This is a genomic window from Streptomyces sp. NPDC007863, assembly GCF_040633895.1.
GTDB lineage: Bacteria > Actinomycetota > Actinomycetes > Streptomycetales > Streptomycetaceae > Streptomyces.
In genome coordinates, this window is the sequence record NZ_JBEYEI010000018.1 from 181298 (window position 1) to 198089 (window position 16792).

Here is a 16792-nt window from a genome sequence, read left to right on the forward strand (position 1 = left end):
GGCCGCGGGGCCCCGGAGGCCCGGGGAACCCGCGGCCCGGCGGCCTCACGGGCCGATGAGGTCGAACCCCTCGTAGCCGTTGGCAGCGACCCCGGCGATGATCTCCCCGTACACCCCGAAGCCGCCGATGAACGGCATGAACACCCGGGGCTTCCCGGGGATGTTGGCACCCAGGTACCAGGAGTCCGCCGCCATGAACAGGGTGGCCGCCGCCCGGTCGCGGCACTCCGCCACCCACTTCTCGACGGCCTCGGCGCGGGCCTCGATCGCCCGGTGCCCGTGCGCGTCGAGGTGGCGCAGGCACTCCACCAGCCAGTCCACGTGCTGCTCGGCGCAGAGCACCACGTTGGCCATCACGGACGGACTGCCGGCCCCGGTCAGACCGAACAGGTTCGGGAAGCCGTCCACCCCGAGCCCCAGGTACGTCCGGGGCCCCGCGGCCCAGTCGTCCCGCAGCAGCCGCCCGCCGCGCCCCCGGATCTCGATCCGGTCCAGCGCCCCCGTCATCGCGTCGAAGCCGGTGGCGAACACCAGCGCGTCCAGCTCCACGAGGGTGCGGTCGGCGAGCACCACGCCGCGGCTCTCGATCCGTTCGATCGGGTTCCCGCGCAGGCCGACGAGCCGCACGTCGGGACGGTTGAAGGTCGTGTAGTAGTCGGAGTCGGTGACGATCCGCTTGGTGCCGATCGGATGGTCGGTGGGGATCAGCAGGTCGGCGACGGCCGGGTCCTCGACCATGCCCCGGACCTTCTCCTCCCAGAAGGCGCGCGCCGCGTCGTTGGCCGCCGGATCGGTGAGCTGGTCGGGGAAGGTCTTGGAGTACAGCACCCCGCCCAGCCGCCACCGCTCCTCGTACGCCGCCCGCCGCTCCTCCTCGGACACCTCGAAGGTCCCCGCCGGGTGGGCCTGGTGCGGGGAGCCGCCGCCGCTCAGCCGCGAGAGCCGCCGCCGCTCGGCGTACCCGGCCTTCTGCGCGGCGCGCGTCGCCCCGTCCAGCGGGCGGTTGCCCGCCGGGACGCTGTAGTTGGCGCTGCGCTGGAAGACCGTCAGGTGCGCCGCCTGCTCGGCGACGAGCGGCACGGCCTGGATGCCGGAGGAGCCGGTGCCGATGACGCCGACCCGCAGGCCGGTGAAGTCGACGCCCTCGTGCGGCCACGCCCCGGTGTGGAGGGTCCGCCCGGCGAACAGCTCCGCCCCGGGGAGGGACGGGTGGTGGGTGGCCGAGAGGCAGCCGACGGCGAAGACGCAGAACCGGGCCGTCACCGTCTCGCCCCGGTCGGTGGTGACCGTCCACGTCAGCGTCGCCTCGTCGAGCTCCGCCGAGACGACCGAGGTGCCGAAGGCGTAGGAGCGGCGCAGGTCGAAGCGGTCGGCGACGTGGCCGAGGTAGCGCATGATCTCGGGCTGGGTGGCGTACTTCTCGCTCCAGTCCCACTCCTGCTGGAGCTCCTCGTCGAAGGAGTACGAGTAGTCCACGGACTCCACGTCGCAGCGGGCGCCGGGGTAGCGGTTCCAGTACCAGACGCCGCCGACGTCGTCGCCGCGCTCGAAGCCGCGCACCCGGAGGCCGAGGCCGCGCAGCCGGTGCACGGCGTACAGGCCGGTGACGCCGGCTCCGACGACGACCGCGTCGACGTCGGTGGGGGTGGTGGTGCTGTCGTTCACGTGCGTGCTCCTCATCCGCCGGCGGGGTTCCCCGCCAGCCGTCGCAGGGCGCCCTTGTCGACCTTCCCCGCCGCGTTGTGGGGGAGGGCCGGGAGCGTGTGGAAGGCGCGCGGGGCCTTGAAGTTGGCCAGGCGCTCACGGGTGTACGAGGTCAGTTCGGCGGCGTCGATCCGGGCGCCGGCGGCGGGCACGCAGTACGCGACGCCGACCTCGCCGAGCCGTCCGTCGGGCGCCCCGACGACGGCCGCGTCGAGCACGGCCGGATGGCTCCGCAGGACCTGCTCGACCTCCGCCGGGTACACGTTGAACCCGCCGACCACGAACATGTCCTTCAGCCGGTCGGTGATCCGCAGGAAGCCGCGGGCGTCGAGCACGCCGACGTCGCCGGTGCGCAGCCAGCCGTCCGCGTCGACCGTCTCGGCGGTGGCCCCGGGGTCGTCGAGGTAGCCGCTCATCACGTGGAAGCCGCGGGTGAGGATCTCGCCGGGCTCGCCGGGCGGGGCGTCGACGCGCAGCTCGGTGCCCTCCAGGGCGGTGCCGGAGGTGTGGGCGAGGGTCTCGGGCGACTCGTGCGGCGGGCAGATCGCGACCACGCCGGTCGCCTCCGTCAGGCCGTAGGCGGTGGAGACGGACCGGGCGCCGAGGAGGTTCCTGATCTGCTCGATGAGCGCGGTCGGGATGTTCGCCGCGCCGGTGACCGCCATGCGCATCGCGCCGAGGTCGTACGCGGCGCGGTCGGGGTGGTGGAGGAGCGAGGTGAAGACGGTGGGGGCCCCGGTGAGGACGGAGATCCGCTCGTCCCGCATCCGGCGCAGGACCGTCGCCGCGTCGAAGACCGGCTCCGGGACGATCGTGGCCCCGCGCAGCAGACAGGCGAGGACGCCCGCCTTGTAGCCGAAGGTGTGGAAGAAGGGGTTGACCAGGAGGTAGCGGTCGCCGCGCCGCAGGGTGACCGTGCGGGCCCAGGCGTCGTACACCCGCAGGTTCTGTCCGTGGGTGGTGGGGACGCCCTTGGGGCGGCCGGTGGTCCCGGAGGTGAAGAGGACGTCGGCGGGGTCGCCGGGGCGGACGGCGGCCGAGCGGGCGAGGCGCTCGGCGGGGGTGACCCGTCCGGCGGCCGCCAGGAACTCCGGCCAGTCGTCGGAGTGCAGGGCCACCGTCCGCTCCAGGAGCGGGAGTTCCTCGCCCGAGCCGGCGAGCAGCGCGCGGTAGTCGGTGCCCAGGAAGTCGTGTTCGGTGAAGAGCAGCCGGGTGCGGGAGCGGCGCAGGATGTCGGCGGTCTCGGTGGCCCGGTAGCGGGTGTTGACGGGGACGAGGACGGCCCCGGCGGCCACCGCGCCGAGCGCGGCCACCACCCAGCGGGCGCTGTTCGGCGCCCACACGGCGACCGCGTCGCCGGGGCCCACGCCCCGCGCGATCACCGCGCGCGCCGCCTCGTCGACGCGGTCGCGCAGTTCCCGGAAGGTCCAGCGGTCCCCGCCGGAGACGAGGGCCTCCTCGTCCCCGTACCTCTCCGCCGCCCAGTCCGCGAGCCTGGCCAGAGTCTCGGCGCCCCTCATGATCCGTCCCGTCCTCGTTGCGTGGATCCACGACGGAGGGGAGCCTCGCAGGCGGGGCGGCCGGGCGCAGGAGCCGTTTCCCGCTGACCGGGAAGTGCGGCGCCGAGGGGGCGGCGCGGAGGAGGGGGCGCGGAGGAAGGGGGCGGCGGTGCACGCGGAGGAGGGGCGGCCTGGGGCCGCCCCTCCTCGGGTGGTGCTCGGAGTGCCGGGGACTAGTCGGTGCCGGTCTCCATGGCGGCGCGGTCGAGCGCCTTCTCCTCGTTGTCGGGGGTCTCGCCGCGCGAGGCGATGACCTCGGCGCCGCCCTCGGGCATCGAGCCGATGAGGCCCGTGGCGGCGGCCTGCGCGGCGCCGATGGCGGGGCCGCCGGTGCCGATGAGGCCGATGCCGGCGTACTGCTCCAGCTTGGCGCGGGAGTCGGCGATGTCGAGGTTCCGCATGGTCAGCTGGCCGATCCGGTCCAGCGGGCCGAAGGCGGAGTCCTCGGTGCGCTCCATGGACAGCTTGTCCGGGTGGTAGCTGAAGGCGGGGCCGGTGGTGTCGAGGATCGAGTAGTCCTCGCCGCGCCGCAGCCGCAGGGTGACCTCGCCGGTGACGGCGGCGCCGACCCAGCGCTGGAGCGACTCGCGGATCATCAGCGCCTGCGGGTCCAGCCAGCGGCCCTCGTACATGAGGCGGCCGAGCCGGCGGCCCTCGTTGTGGTACTGGGCGAGGGTGTCCTCGTTGTGGATGGCGTTGACGAGGCGCTCGTAGGCGGCGTGCAGCAGCGCCATGCCGGGGGCCTCGTAGATGCCGCGGCTCTTGGCCTCGATGATCCGGTTCTCGATCTGGTCGGACATGCCCAGGCCGTGGCGGCCGCCGATGGCGTTGGCCTCCATGACCAGGTCGACGGCGGAGGCGAACTCCTTGCCGTTGATGGTGACCGGGCGGCCCTGCTCGAAGCCGATCGTGACGTCCTCGGGGGCGATCTCGACCGACGGGTCCCAGAACCGCACGCCCATGATCGGGTCGACGGTCTCGACGCCGGTGTCCAGGTGCTCCAGGGTCTTCGCCTCGTGCGTGGCGCCCCAGATGTTGGCGTCGGTGGAGTACGCCTTCTCGGTGGAGTCCCGGTAGGGGAGGTCGTGGGCGACGAGCCACTCCGACATCTCCTTGCGGCCGCCGAGCTCGGTGACGAAGTCGGCGTCCAGCCACGGCTTGTAGATCCGCAGGTGCGGGTTGGCCAACAGGCCGTAGCGGTAGAACCGCTCGATGTCGTTGCCCTTGAAGGTCGAGCCGTCGCCCCAGATCTGGACGTCGTCCTCCATCATCGCCCGCACCAGGAGGGTGCCGGTGACGGCACGGCCCAGGGGGGTGGTGTTGAAGTAGGCGCGGCCGCCGGAGCGGATGTGGAAGGCGCCGCAGGTGAGGGCGGCGAGCCCCTCCTCGACCAGCGCGGCGCGGCAGTCGACCAGGCGGGCCACCTCGGCGCCGTAGGTCTTGGCGCGCCCGGGCACCGAGGCGATGTCGGGCTCGTCGTACTGGCCGATGTCGGCGGTGTACGTGCAGGGCACCGCGCCCTTGTCACGCATCCACGCGACCGCGACGGAGGTGTCGAGACCACCGGAGAAGGCGATGCCGACGCGCTCGCCGACGGGAAGGGAGGTGAGAACCTTGGACATGGCAATAGTATGCATGAATCCGCATGGCTATGCAATGCAGGGCTTCGGTGACGGCCTCGGTGACGGACCGCGGCGGCCCGGGACGGGCCCGGTGGACCGGCCTCGCGCGAGGCCGGTCCACCGGGCCCCGCGCTCAGCCGGCCGCGCGGTAGGCCGCGGTCAGCTTCGCCACCGCGCCCGCCGGGTCACCGGAGAGCAGCCGGTGGTCGGCCTCGGCGAAGGGCTTCGCCACCGCCGCCGTGACCCGCTGCCCGATGCGATCCTGCACCAGCAGCCGGGCCCGGGCCACCAGACGCCGCGCCTCGGGTGAATCGCCCCGGCCGGCCGCCTGGAGCACCCGGGCCGTGAGCCCGAGCGCCTTCAGCGCGGTCTCGCCGCCCTTCGGCGCCGCCGTCAGGGTGGTGAGCCCCCAGCCGTACGGGAACTGCGGGTCGTACGAGGAGTCGCCGACGTTGATCGGCAGCTGCGCCTCCGAGCGGGGCCAGGTCACCGGCAGCTGCCCGGTGAACGGCTTCCGGCCGAAGAGCACGTCGGCGACGCCGTCGCCCTCGGTGCCCGGCAGCCAGGACGCCACCAGGGCGTCGATGCCCGGCAGCCGGTCGCCGATCAGCTGCGGCCGCCCGGAGACGACGAGCACCGCGCACGGCATCGCCGCGCACACCCGGTCGACCGCCGCCCGGTCGGCGGCGCTCAGCTCCAGGTCGTGGCCGTTGCCGACGTCCCCGACGCCCTCCGCGTACGGCGTCTCGCCGACCACCACGACCCCGGCGTCGTACCCCTCCACCGGCGCGGTGGCGTCCTGGGAGTACGTCAGCCCGGGCGCGGCCTTCCGCATCCCTTCGAGGATCGTCGTGCCGGTGGTCCGCTTCCCGGAGGAGCCCTGCCAGCTGATCGTCCAGCCGCCGGTCTGGTTGCCCAGGTCGTCGGCGTTGGAGCCGGCCACGTACACCTTCTGCTCCGCCTTCAGCGGCAGCACTCCGCCGTCGTTCTTCAGCAGCACCTGGGAGGCGGCCGCCGCCTCGCGGGCCACCGCGCGGTGCTCGGCCGAGCCGACCGAGGGGAGGTGGGTGGTGTCCGCGTACGGCTTCTCGAACAGCCCGAGCCGGAACTTCTGGGTGAGGATCCGGGCCACCGCGTCGTCGATCCGGGAGACCGGGATCCGGCCCGCCTCGACCTCGGCGACCAGGGTCCGGGTGAACTCCTGGTAGTTCGTCGGCACCATGATCATGTCGAGGCCCGCGTTGACCGAGGTCCGCACGTCGCTGGGGTAGTCGCCGGGGATCTGGTCGATGGCCTGCCAGTCGCTGATGACGAAGCCCTCGAACCCCATCCGGTCCTTCAGGACCCCGTTGATCAGCTCGGCGTGGGCGTGCATCTTCACCGGGCCGAGGCCGTCCCCGATGATGTCGACCGAGGAGTACGAGGGCATGACCGTGCCCGCGCCGCGCTTCACCGCCTCCGCGAACGGCGCCAGGTGCACCGCCTCCAGCTCCTCACGGGTGACCCGGGTGACGCCCTGGTCGATCGTGTACGAGCCCGTCGTTGACGACCCGAACTCCGTGCCGCCGTCGCCCACGAAGTGCTTGGCGCTGGTGAGCACCTTGTCGTTGCGGTCCAGGTCGCGCCCGTCGGCCGCGCCCTGCATGCCGTCGATGACCGTCTCCATCGCGGTCACCAGGGCCGGGTCCTCGCCGAAGGCCTCGTACGACCGCCCCCAGCGCTCGTCCCGGGTCACGCAGAGGCACGGCGCGAAGTCCCACGGGACGCCGGTCGCCCGCACCTCCTTCGCGGTGACCGCGCCGGTCCGCGCGGCGAGCGCGGGGTCGCGGGAGGCACCGAGCCCGATGTTGTGCGGCATGACCGTCGCCCCGGCGACGTTGTTGTGCCCGTGCACCGCGTCCACGCCGTAGACCAGCGGGATCTGGAGCCGGGTCGCGCGGGTGCGCAGCTGGTAGCCGTCGACCATCCGCGCCCACGCCTCCGGCGTGTTCGGGGTGGGCACCGAGCCGCCGCCGGAGAGCAGCGAGCCGAGCGCGTACCCGGCGATGTCGCCAGGGGCCCGCAGCGCGTTCCGCTCGGCCTGGGTCATCTGTCCGGCCTTTTCCGCGAGCGTCATCCGGGACAGCAGGTCCGCGACCCGCCGCTCCACCGGGAGCCGCTTGTCGAGGTACGGAAGGCCGTGCGCGTCCACCACGACGACCGGGTCCTCGGCGGGCGCCTTGGCGCCCTCGACCGTGAGCTTCACCGGGATGGTCTCGGCGGCCTCGCCGGCGCGGTCCTTCAGCGTCTCCACGGTGATCGAGCGGGTGGTGCCGGAGGGTGTCCCGGCCGGCAGGACGAAGCTGCCGGCCACCGGCCGGTAGTCCTTCCCCGCCGCGGCCGGACCGGAGTCGTCCGTCGCGTACGTGACGGTGACCGGCTCGCCGGTGGGCACCGCCCCGGTCGTGTTCACGGTGACGTCGATCCGGGCGGCGGAGCCCTCCGCCACCGGGTGCACGGCCGCCCCCGTGACCACCTGGGTGGTCAGCGCCGGTTCGGCCTTCCCGTACAGCTCCACCCCGTCGAGCGCGAAGGAGCCCGGCGCGCCCGTCGGCAGCGTCAGCGCGTACCCCCACATCCGGTCGAGGCCGAGGATCTGGTCGATGCCGCCGACCGGCTGGTAGTCGGCGCGGTACCGGAAGGACGAGAAGGGGAGTTCGACGAGGTGCCAGCCCTCCCAGTCGTCGGTGAAGGAGGTCGTCCACAGCTCGGACGCCTCGCCGTTCGCACCGCCGTCCTTCAGCTCGAAGGCGATCCGCTTGCCCGAACCGGGCGGCAGCGGCGCGGTGTTCTGCCCGTACCACCAGAAGCGGATGCCGCCGTGGGCGGTCCAGTCCTGGGCCGGCTGGTCGAAGGCGAAGTCATGGGTGAAGCCGCCCCAGCCGCTGATGTCGTAGCGGCCTTCGAGGACCTTGCTCCCCTCGGGGGCGTCGGCCCGCGCGGCGAGCGTGAGCGCCGGATGGTCGTCGGTGTCGCTGCCCCAGGTGAAGATCCCCTCGGCGGGCGGGTTCGCGAAGGGCACCTCGCCCTCGAAGCGGTCGACGGCCCGGGGGGCCGGCTCGTCGGCGACGGGCGCGGCGGCGCTGGGGACGGCCCCGACGAGCCCGGCGATCAGGGCGGTGACGGCGGTGGCGGCCAGGGTGCGGTGGCGGCGCGCTCTGCGCCGGTGGTGCTGGTGCGGCATGGGTCCTCCTGAGGACGGGGGGAAGGGGAGGCGGTCAGGACGGCTGGTGGGTCCACTTCTGGTTGGCGGCGCCGGTGCAGGACCAGATCTGCGCCCGCGTGCCGTCGGCCGAGGTGTTGCCCGTGACGTCCAGGCACTTGTCGGCGGCGGTGTTCACCACGTCGTGGGTGGTGGGGTCGTAGCTCCACCGCTGGGCACCGGTTCCGTTGCACGTGTACAGCTGCACCTTGGTCCCGTCGGCGGTGGCGCCGCCCGTGACGTCGAGGCACTTGCCGAGCGCGCGGACCGTGCCGTCCGCGGCGAGCGTCCACCGCTGGGCGGACGTGCCGTTGCAGGTGTACAGCTGGACGGCGGTGCCGTCGGCGCTCGACGCGCCGGCCACGTCCAGGCACTTGCCCGCGAGCCCGGTCAGCGCCCCGGCCGGCGCGCCCGCCCCCGGCGTCCCCGCCCAGGTGAAGGTGGCGGTGGTGCGGGCGGGCAGGGTGTACGTGAAGGACTGGCCGCCCCAGTCGACGCGGACGGACTGCGCGGAGCCGCCGCCGTTGTGCGCGATCAGCGCCTTGGAACCGTCGGGGTTGCGCCAGGCGACGTTCTGCACGGTCGCGTTGTCGGTCGAGGCGATCCGGTACGCCCCCGGCTTCACGAACTTGGTGAGGTGACCGGTCGTGTAGTACTCGACCGTGTAGTCGACCTGCCCGGCCCGGGCGCCGCCCTCCTGCACGGTGACCAGACCGGTGCAGGTGCCGCAGCCGCCGTTGTGCGGGCCCATGTCCTGGTTGAGCGCCAGGCTCCACTTGACCAGGCTGCTGCTCCAGTTGCGGGCGTAGGAGACGATGTCCTTGAGGTCCTCGTTGTGCTGGTTCCCGATCCAGGTGCCGCCGGAGTGCTCGGTGCTGAACTGCCGCACGGCCGGGTACTGGTCGTGGACCTGGCTGCCGACGGCGGGGTCGCCGAAGTAGCCGTGCCAGGCGATGCCGCCGAAGAGCGGGTCGTTCCGGACGCCCGCGTCACCGAGGACCGCCGCGCCGAAGTTCGCGTAGTCGCCGTAGTTCCAGTCGTGGACCAGGACCTTGGTCGTGATCCCGGCGGCCCGGAAGGCCGGGTAGACGTGGTTCTTGGTGAACTCGACGAGCCCGGACGGGTTCCAGCTCATGCCCGGGTAGTTCATGGCGGTGGGGTTGCCGGCCTGGCAGCAGTTCGGCTCGTTCTGCACCGAGAGGTAGTCGACCTTGACGCCGGCCGCCTGGTAACTCTGGATGTACTTGACCAGGTACTGGGCGTACGTGGGGTAGTGCTCCCACTTCAGCCAGCCCATCTGGTCCATCCGGCCGTTGTCCTTCATCCAGCCCGGCGCGCTCCACGGCACGCCCTTGACCCGCAGCGCCGGGTTCAGCTGCTTGGCCTGCGCGGTCAGCAGCCGCACGTTCGTGTCGTAGCCGTTGGCGCCGAAGTCGTTCAGGTCGCAGCAGGTGTCGTCGAGGGAGACGTTCCCCGGCCGGGAGAGGTCCGAGGCGCCGATGGGGTTGCGGACGAAGGAGAGCCCGATGCCGTCGGTGGGGGAGAAGAGCTTGCGCATCACCTCGTCGCGGGTGGCGGCGCTGATCGCCCCGCCGCGGAAGAGGTGGGCGGTGGTGTCGGTGATCGAGGCGCCGCCGCCCTCGAACTGCTGGTAGGTGGTGGACTCGTCGACGGTGATGGTGTGGCTCGCGCCGCCGCCGGCCGGTCCGAAGGCGAGCGGGGCCTGCGGGGCGAGTCCCCGCGTGACCGTACGGCCTCCGGCGTCGGAGGTGGTGGTCAGCCAGACGTCCACCCGCTCGCCGGCCGCCTGCGCGGTGCCGGGCGCGGTGAGGACCAGGCCCGTCGCCACGAGGGCGCCGGTGAGGAGGGCGGCGAGGGACCGGGGACGTGCACCCCGTAGAAGCTTGAGTTGCACCTGACAACCCTTTCGTCGAGGCGGTGCCGCGCTGCCGTACGGACCCGGCCCGCCCGAGTCCACACGTGTCCCACAAGGCGGCAAGCCTTTTATCAAGCTGTGAACTTATGGAGGCGCCGAGCCCCCGTCAACCCCTCCCGCCTCCAACTCCCGAAGCGGCCGCCCGCCCTGACGGCTCGTACAACGGCCCATGGGGCCGGGCGCGTTCGGGAGGTTACGGTGGCCGGGTGACCCGATCCACGACGATCGTCCGAGCCTGCCTGCGCGGCGACGGGGGCGGCAGCCCCACGGCCGTCGTCGAAGAACCCGGAGCCGACGGCCGCTCGGGCCCCGGAGTCGGCGGCCCCTCGGGCCCTGGAGTCGGCGGCCCATCAAGCTCCGGAGCCGAACGCCGCTCGGGCCCCGGCGCCACCGGCCCCCCGGGCCCCGGAGCCGACGGTGACGGCCGAGCCCCGGCCCGGGGCGCGGAGGGCCGCCCGGTCCCGGGCGGGCGGGGTCCGGTGCCGATCGGGCGGGGTCCGGTGACGCCGCCGGACGACGACGAGCGGCGGCGGATCCCCGGGCTCACCGGGGCCTCGCACGCCGTCTTCGTCACGCCGCTGCCGCCCGGCCCGCCCGGCACGCCGGCCCACGCCCTGCGGTTCTTCACCTCCGCGGGGGAGCTTCCCGCCTGCGGGCACGGAACCATCGCCGCCCTCGCCCGTATCGCCGGCCGCACCGGGGAGTTCGACGGACTCCTGCGCGCCGCCGGGCGGGTCTTCGCCGCGGGGGCCCGGCGCCGGGCCGACGGGCTGGTCCACGCCGCCTTCGACCCCGGACCCGTGGAGCTGCGGGAGCCGGACCCCGCCGCGTACGCCCTCCTCCTGCCCGCCCTGGGTCTCGGCCGCCGTCCCGCCGGTCCGGGCCGCGTCGCCTCCGTCGGGCGCCCGCGGCTGCTGCTCCCGGTGGCGGACCGAGCCGAACTCGCCGCGCTCGCCCCCGACTTCGGGCACCTCCGGGCCGTCTGCGACCGGCTCGGGCTGCTCGGCGTGTACGCCTACTCCGCGCCGACGCGCGAAGGCGCCGTCGCCGCCCGGATGTTCGCCCCCTCGATCGGCGTGGACGAGGACATCGCGAACGCCAACGGCACGGCCTGCCTCGCCGCCCATCTCGCCGGGCCGGGCCGCCGGATCGCCCTCACCGTCGACATGGGCGACTCCCTCGGCCGGCCCGCCACCCTCACCGCCACCGCCCGCCCCGGCCCGGACGGCCGCCCCCGGATCCTCCTCGGGGGCACCGCCTCAGCCGGAGGCGGCCTGGAGGAGGGTTTCGGCGGCGGCGGTGCGGGCGTAGAGGACGGAGCGGCCGGCGCGGTGCGCGCTGACCAGGCCGGCGTCGCGCAGGGCGGTCAGGCACTGGGACACCCCGGCCGGCGAGAGTCCGGTGCGGCGGGCCAGTTCGGTGGTGGAGGCCGGCGACCCCAGTTCGGTCAGCAGCAGCGTCCGTGAGCGGCCGAGGACCGCGTCGAGCGCGCGGGCACCGGTCGCGGGCCGCGTCTCCCACAGGGCGCCGACACCCCGCGCCGGATAGGCGAGCTGCGGCGGGTCCGGCGGCCGCACCCGGGTGCGCAGACCGGGGCCGGTGAACGCGGAGGGGAGCAGCAGCAGGCCCGCGCCCGCGGACCGACGGGGCATGCCGCGCTTGCGGCGGGTCAGCGTGAGCGCGTTGTCGTCCCAGCTCACCGAGGCGTGCAGGTCGTTGAAGAGCCGGCCGGCGCCGTGCTCGGCGAGGGTGCGGGCCCGGTGGAACACGTCGGCGTCCAGGACCGCCCTGATCCGGGCCCAGTAGGGGGCGAGTGCCAGGTCCCAGTACGTCGCGAGCTCCTGGGCGAGCCGGGGCAGCCGGGCGGCCGGATCGGCGTGCAGGCCGGAAAGCCGGGGGCCGAGCCGCCCCTGGTGGCGGGCGAGGTGGTCGAGGTCCTGGCGCACGCGGTCGACGGGCGTCGCCGAGATCGCGTCCCACTCGTCCGCCGCGGTGGGCGCGGGCCCCGAGGGGGCCGGGTTGAGGAAGTCGGGCACGTAGCCGGACGGGCCGATCAGCTCGGCCAGCCACCCCCGGTCCAGCCCGGCGGCCACGACCCGGGGACGCACCTGCTCGGCCCAGGCGCGGTGGACCGGATGCGCCGTGTCGGACGCGAGCAGCCGGAAGCTGGGCGCGACCTCCCACATCGGCGAGACGGCGAACCGCACCTGCGCGAGGTCGTTCGCCGAGAACGCCAGCTCCGCCACACGGCCCCCCTGTGGATTCGGACATGCGTGAATCAATGGCCTGACAGGCTACCGCGCGTGGATCATCCCGCCATGACCTCACAGACGACCGACGCGTCCGCGTCGGGCACCTGGCAGCTCGGCGACCGCACGGTCCGCCGCATCGGATTCGGCACGATGCGCCTGCCGCAGCACGGCGCGGCGTTCGCCCCCGGCTCCCTCCCGCGCGACCGCGACCAGGCGATCGCGGTACTGCGCCGGGCGGTCGACCTCGGCGTGAACCACCTCGACACCGCCGCCTTCTACTTCTCGTCGCTGCGCTGCGCCAACGAGCTGATCAACCACGCCCTCGCGCCCTACCCGGACGACCTCGTCATCGCCACCAAGGTCGGACCGGGCCGCGATCCCTCGGGCCACTGGCTGCCGCACGCCACCCCCGGGCAGCTGCGCGGCCAGGTCGAGGAGAACCTGCGCCGGCTCGGCCGCGACCACCTCGACGTCGTCAACCTCCGCATCGTCGGCACCGACTCGATCGCCGACCGCTTCGGCGCGCTCGCCGAACTCCGCGACGCCGGTCTCATCCGTCACCTGGGACTGTCCAACATCCACCCGCACCACCTCGCCGAGGCCCAGGCCATCGCACCGGTCGTCTGCGTCCAGAACGTCCACGGCATCGGCTTCTCGCCCGACCGGGACGCGCTCCTGCGGCTCTGCGGCGAACAGGGCATCGCCTTCGTGCCGTTCTACTCGATCGCCGGCGACGGACGGGAGGCCGGCGCACCCGCGCGCGACCACGGCACGGTGGAGGCCGTCGCCCGCGCCCACGGGGTGAGCACCGCCCAGGTCCGGCTGGCGTGGACGCTGCACCGCGGCCCCCACGTCCTGGCCATTCCCGGCACCGGCGACCTCGGCCACTTGGAGGAGAACGTGGCGGCCGGCGCGCTGCGCCTCTCCGAGGACGGACTGGCCGCCCTCGACGCCGTCCACCACGCCGCCGCATGAGCCGGGACCGCCGGACCGCCCGGCCCGCCCGGACCGCGCGGATCGGCTACGCGTCCGCGTCCAGTGCGACGCGGGCCAGCACCGGCAGGTGGTCGCTTCCGGTGGCAGGGAGGGCGCGGATCGCGGGCACGCGTCCACCGCGCGCGAGGACCTGGTCGATCCGGGCCGCCGGGAGGGCGGCGGGGTAGCTCAGGGCGAGGCCCCGCTCGGGGGCGTCGAGGCGTGAGGTCAGCGGGGCCAGGCCGCGGTCGTCGACGGTGCCGTTGAGGTCGCCGGCCAGGATCACCCGCGCGGAGCGCTCCGTCGCCAGGATCCGTCCCAGGCGGGCGGCGCTCTCGTCGCGCCGGGCCGACGCGAGGCCGGTGGCCCCGAGGCGTACGGACGGCAGGTGGACGACGTACGCCGCCACCTCTCCGTACGGTGTGCGCACCTCGGCCCGCAGCGCCCGCTGCCAGGGCTCCGTGATGTCCCGCGGTCTGATGTCCAGCGCCCGGGCGGCGCCGAGCGGGTGGCGGGACCAGAGGCCGACCGTGCCCCGCACGGAGTGGTACGGGTAGCGGGGCGCGAGCTCCCGGCGGTAGACCGCCAGGGCCGGGTCGACCAGCTCCTGGAGGGCGATCAGGTCGGCGCCGGAGTCCGCCAGCGCCCGGGCCGTAGCGGCCGGATCCGCGTTGTCGTCGGCGACGTTGTGCTGGACGACGGTCAGCTCGCGCGGACCGGGCGGCCCCGCGGGCAGCAGCCGCGGACCGAAGACGGCGGCCCAGACCACGGCCGGCAGGAGCAGGACGACCAGGGCCGTGCGGGCGCGCCGCACCGCCGCGGCGAGGAGGAGCAGCGCGGTGAGCGGGCCGAGCCAGAACAGGAAGGTCTCCAGCAGACTGCCCAGCCGCCCCGGGGTGTTCGGCACGTGGCGGTGCAGCGCGAGCAGCGCGGCGGTCGCCACGCCGAGAGCGGCGAGCAGCCGGCCGGGCCGGGGCTCGCCCCCCGGCTTCCGCCGCGGCCATCGCGCCCTCGGTTTCCCTGTCCGCCCCGCCACCGCCATCCGTCCTTTCCCCGGTCTTCCCCCGGCACCTCTGATCAGGACGTTTCCGACGGTCGGGCGGTTGCGGGCCGTTTGAGGGCGACTTGGAGTGGGCATGTCAGCGCGCGATCCTCCGGTCCACCGTCCGGCACACGGTGCGACCCCTCACCCCCCATCACCTCGACCCCACCAGGGAGCCGGAGTTGAAGACCTCGCGTCGCGTCACGAAGGGGGCCGCCGTCCTCGGCAGCGCCCTCGCCCTCCTCCTCGCGGTCCCGGGCACCGCCCTCGCCGCCCCGCCGCCGGCGCTGCCCGCGAACGCGTCCGCCCTGGAGCAGACCTACCAGCCGGCGTACGACTACGACACCGACGGCTGCTACTCGACGGCCGCCATCGGCCCGGACGGCACCCTCAACCCCGGGCTCAACCCCTCCGGCACGGTCAACAGCCAGTGCAGGGACTCCTGGGACCTCACCAACACCAACGGCTACTCCCGCGCCCGGTGCGACAACGGCTGGTGCGCGGTCCTCTACGGCCTGTACTTCGAGAAGGACCAGGCGGTCTGGGGCAGCGGCCTCGGCGGTCACCGCCACGACTGGGAGCACGTCGTCGTCTGGATCCAGAACGGACAGGCGCAGTACGTGTCGACCTCGAACCACGGGTCCTTCACCGTCCACGGCCGTGACGCCATCCGCTGGGACGGCACCCACCCGAAGGTCGTCTACCACAAGGACGGCATCGGCACGCACTGCTTCCGCGCCGCCAACGGCAACGACGAGCCGCCGGAGAACCACCAGGGCACCTGGCAGTTCCCCGCGCTCGTCGGCTGGGACGGCTACCCGGCCGGCATCCGCGAGAAGCTCAGCCAGGCGGACTTCGGCAGCGCCCACTTCGGCCTGAAGGACGGCAGCTTCGCCGACCACCTGGCCAAGGCGAAGCCGGCCGGCATCGCCTTCGACCCCTACGCGTAGCCGGTGCGGGGGCGTCTCTCAGGTGGAGACGCGGTCCCGCAGCGCGGTCTGCCAGGCGGGCGCCGGGATGCTCGGCGCCCGCTCGGGGCGGCGCCCGCCCTGGGCGAAGAAGTCGACCAGCGGCAGGAGCCCGGCCCCGACCGTCACCGCCTCGGGCCCGAGCGTGCCGAGCGCGATCTCCGTCCGTCCGCCGGGGTGCCGCAGCGCGTACGCGCGGGCGTACGAGGACACGGCCGCGAGGAACCGCGACCCGAGCTGGAGCCCGGCCCAGCCACCCACGAGGATCCGCTCGGGCTGGAACAGGTTGATCAGATCGGCCAGCCCGGCCCCGAGATACTCGGCGGTCTCGTCGAGCACGACCACCGCCGCCGCATCGGGCCCCGCCCCGACTCCGGCCGCACCGGTCCCGGCCCCGGCCGGCTCCGCCCCGCCGGCGGCCCGGTGGGGTCCGGCAGGTGCCGGATACGCCGCCGCGAGCATCGCCGTCAGTGCCGTCTCCTCGTCCGCGCCCGCCGGTGGCCGGCCGCCGGCCTCGCGCCAGCGTTCGAGGAGTGCTTCGGCGCCCGCGTACGCCTCCAGGCAGCCCTGCGCGCCGCAGCGGCAGCGCCGGCCGCGTACGCGGACCGTGAGGTGGCCCCATTCCAGGGCGCGTCCGGGCCCCAGCGGGTCCGTGACGACGCAGGCGCCGACGCCGGAGCCGAAGAGGACGACGACGGCGCTGCGGGCGCCCCGGCCGGCGCCGAACCACATCTCGGCCTGGCCGAGGGTCTTGGCGCCGTTGTCGATGCGGTACGGGACCTCCGGCGGCAGGTCGACCGCCTCGCGCAGCAGCCGTTCCAGCGGGATGGCGTCCCACCCGATGGTCTGGCCGTGCACGACCGCCCCGTCCGCGTCGGTGTGCTCGACGATGCCGGGGACGCCGATCCCGACCCCGAGCAGCCGCTCCGCGGGGACCTCCGCCGCGCGCAGGACCTCCGCGATGCCGTCCCGGAGGTGGGAGACGACGACCCCGACCTCGTACCGCCCCGTCCGTGGTCCCGACGTCGCCAACGGGCGTTCCGTGCGCGCCAGTTCCGTGAGCGCGAGGTCGAACAGCTCGATGCGGACCCGCGTCTCGCCGATGTCGACGCCGATCATGCAGCCGCTGCCCGGGGCGATCCGCAGCAGGGTGCGGGGGCGTCCGCCCGCGGAGTCGACGCTGCCGGCCTCCTCGACGAGCCCCTCGGCGACCAGCTCCGCGACCACGTTGCTGATCGAGCCGGAGGAGAGGCCGGTCGCGGGGCCCAGCATCAGCCGGCTCATCGGCCCGTCGAAGTAGAGCCTCCGCAGCACCGCGGCCCGGTTCTCGCGCCGCAGGTCGCGCACCGTGCGGCCACTCTTCGCGTGCACTCTCGTCCCCGCCCCTCGTAGTCGTCCGCTGCAACATACCCGCACGACAAGCCTTGACGCGACCTTCTCATGGGGTTTAACTCACATCCTAAATTAAGCCGACGCGGCGGAGAGCGGTCCGG

The 16792-nt window shown here is 74.3% G+C and carries 10 protein-coding genes and 1 pseudogene; 3 read left to right on the forward strand and 8 right to left on the reverse strand.

Features of this window, described 5'->3' with window-relative positions; translation table 11 throughout:
- Positions 1-45 precede the first annotated feature (45 nt).
- The 5 genes from ABZ621_RS27065 to ABZ621_RS27085 all read right to left on the reverse strand — a co-directional run bounded on the left by ABZ621_RS27065 (position 46) and on the right by ABZ621_RS27085 (position 9975).
- Complete coding sequence (locus tag ABZ621_RS27065; protein ID WP_360608912.1) at positions 46-1665, reverse strand: NAD(P)/FAD-dependent oxidoreductase; 1620 nt, start codon at positions 1663-1665, stop codon at positions 46-48.
- 11 nt (positions 1666-1676) lie between these two features.
- Positions 1677-3224 carry a FadD3 family acyl-CoA ligase gene (locus ABZ621_RS27070; RefSeq protein ID WP_360608913.1) on the reverse strand — a complete coding sequence of 516 codons (1548 nt, stop codon included), beginning with the start codon at positions 3222-3224 and terminating at the stop codon, positions 1677-1679.
- 212 nt (positions 3225-3436) lie between these two features.
- Positions 3437-4885 carry an argininosuccinate synthase gene (gene argG / locus ABZ621_RS27075; RefSeq protein WP_360608915.1) on the reverse strand — a complete coding sequence of 483 codons (1449 nt, stop codon included), beginning with the start codon at positions 4883-4885 and terminating at the stop codon, positions 3437-3439.
- A 133-nt stretch (positions 4886-5018) separates the two neighbouring features.
- A complete protein-coding gene (locus tag ABZ621_RS27080; protein ID WP_360608917.1) occupies positions 5019-8108 on the reverse strand; it encodes a glycoside hydrolase family 3 N-terminal domain-containing protein in 3090 nt (1029 codons plus the stop codon).
- A 34-nt stretch (positions 8109-8142) separates the two neighbouring features.
- Positions 8143-9975: a ricin-type beta-trefoil lectin domain protein gene (locus tag ABZ621_RS27085; RefSeq protein ID WP_360608985.1), complete on the reverse strand. Its 1833-nt coding sequence runs from the start codon at positions 9973-9975 to the stop codon at positions 8143-8145.
- Between the two features lie 173 nt (positions 9976-10148).
- Between ABZ621_RS27085 and ABZ621_RS27090 the strand changes: the two are divergent.
- Positions 10149-11309, forward strand: a pseudogene (locus ABZ621_RS27090) (PhzF family phenazine biosynthesis protein); the annotation flags it as partial.
- 12 nt (positions 11310-11321) lie between these two features.
- Here ABZ621_RS27090 and ABZ621_RS27095 read toward each other — a convergent pair.
- On the reverse strand, positions 11322-12248 hold the full coding sequence (locus tag ABZ621_RS27095; protein WP_360608987.1) for a DUF5937 family protein: 927 nt from the start codon (positions 12246-12248) through the stop codon (positions 11322-11324).
- 132 nt (positions 12249-12380) lie between these two features.
- Here ABZ621_RS27095 and ABZ621_RS27100 point away from each other — a divergent pair, with 132 nt between their 5' ends.
- Positions 12381-13289: an aldo/keto reductase gene (locus tag ABZ621_RS27100; RefSeq protein ID WP_360608919.1), complete on the forward strand. Its 909-nt coding sequence runs from the start codon at positions 12381-12383 to the stop codon at positions 13287-13289.
- Positions 13290-13335: 46 nt separating this feature from the next.
- On the opposite strand, the gene ABZ621_RS27105 is transcribed toward ABZ621_RS27100, so the two are convergent.
- Complete coding sequence (locus ABZ621_RS27105; protein WP_360608989.1) at positions 13336-14250, reverse strand: endonuclease/exonuclease/phosphatase family protein; 915 nt, start codon at positions 14248-14250, stop codon at positions 13336-13338.
- 263 nt (positions 14251-14513) lie between these two features.
- Here ABZ621_RS27105 and ABZ621_RS27110 point away from each other — a divergent pair, with 263 nt between their 5' ends.
- Positions 14514-15281, forward strand: a complete 768-nt coding sequence (locus ABZ621_RS27110; protein WP_360608921.1) for an NPP1 family protein — start codon at positions 14514-14516, stop codon at positions 15279-15281.
- 18 nt (positions 15282-15299) lie between these two features.
- On the opposite strand, the gene ABZ621_RS27115 is transcribed toward ABZ621_RS27110, so the two are convergent.
- Complete coding sequence (locus ABZ621_RS27115) at positions 15300-16670, reverse strand: ROK family transcriptional regulator (protein ID WP_360608923.1); 1371 nt, start codon at positions 16668-16670, stop codon at positions 15300-15302.
- Positions 16671-16792: the final 122 nt, after the last annotated feature.

Excerpts from the sequence above, each read along its gene's own strand:
- ABZ621_RS27070 (WP_360608913.1), bottom strand. The coding sequence starts at position 3,224 with ATGAGGGGCGCCGAGACTCTGGCCAGGCTCGCGGACTGGGCGGCGGAG.
- argG (WP_360608915.1), bottom strand. The coding sequence starts at position 4,885 with ATGTCCAAGGTTCTCACCTCCCTTCCCGTCGGCGAGCGCGTCGGCATC.
- ABZ621_RS27080 (WP_360608917.1), bottom strand. The coding sequence starts at position 8,108 with ATGCCGCACCAGCACCACCGGCGCAGAGCGCGCCGCCACCGCACCCTG.
- ABZ621_RS27095 (WP_360608987.1), bottom strand. The coding sequence starts at position 12,248 with ATGTGGGAGGTCGCGCCCAGCTTCCGGCTGCTCGCGTCCGACACGGCG.
- ABZ621_RS27100 (WP_360608919.1), top strand. The coding sequence starts at position 12,381 with ATGACCTCACAGACGACCGACGCGTCCGCGTCGGGCACCTGGCAGCTC.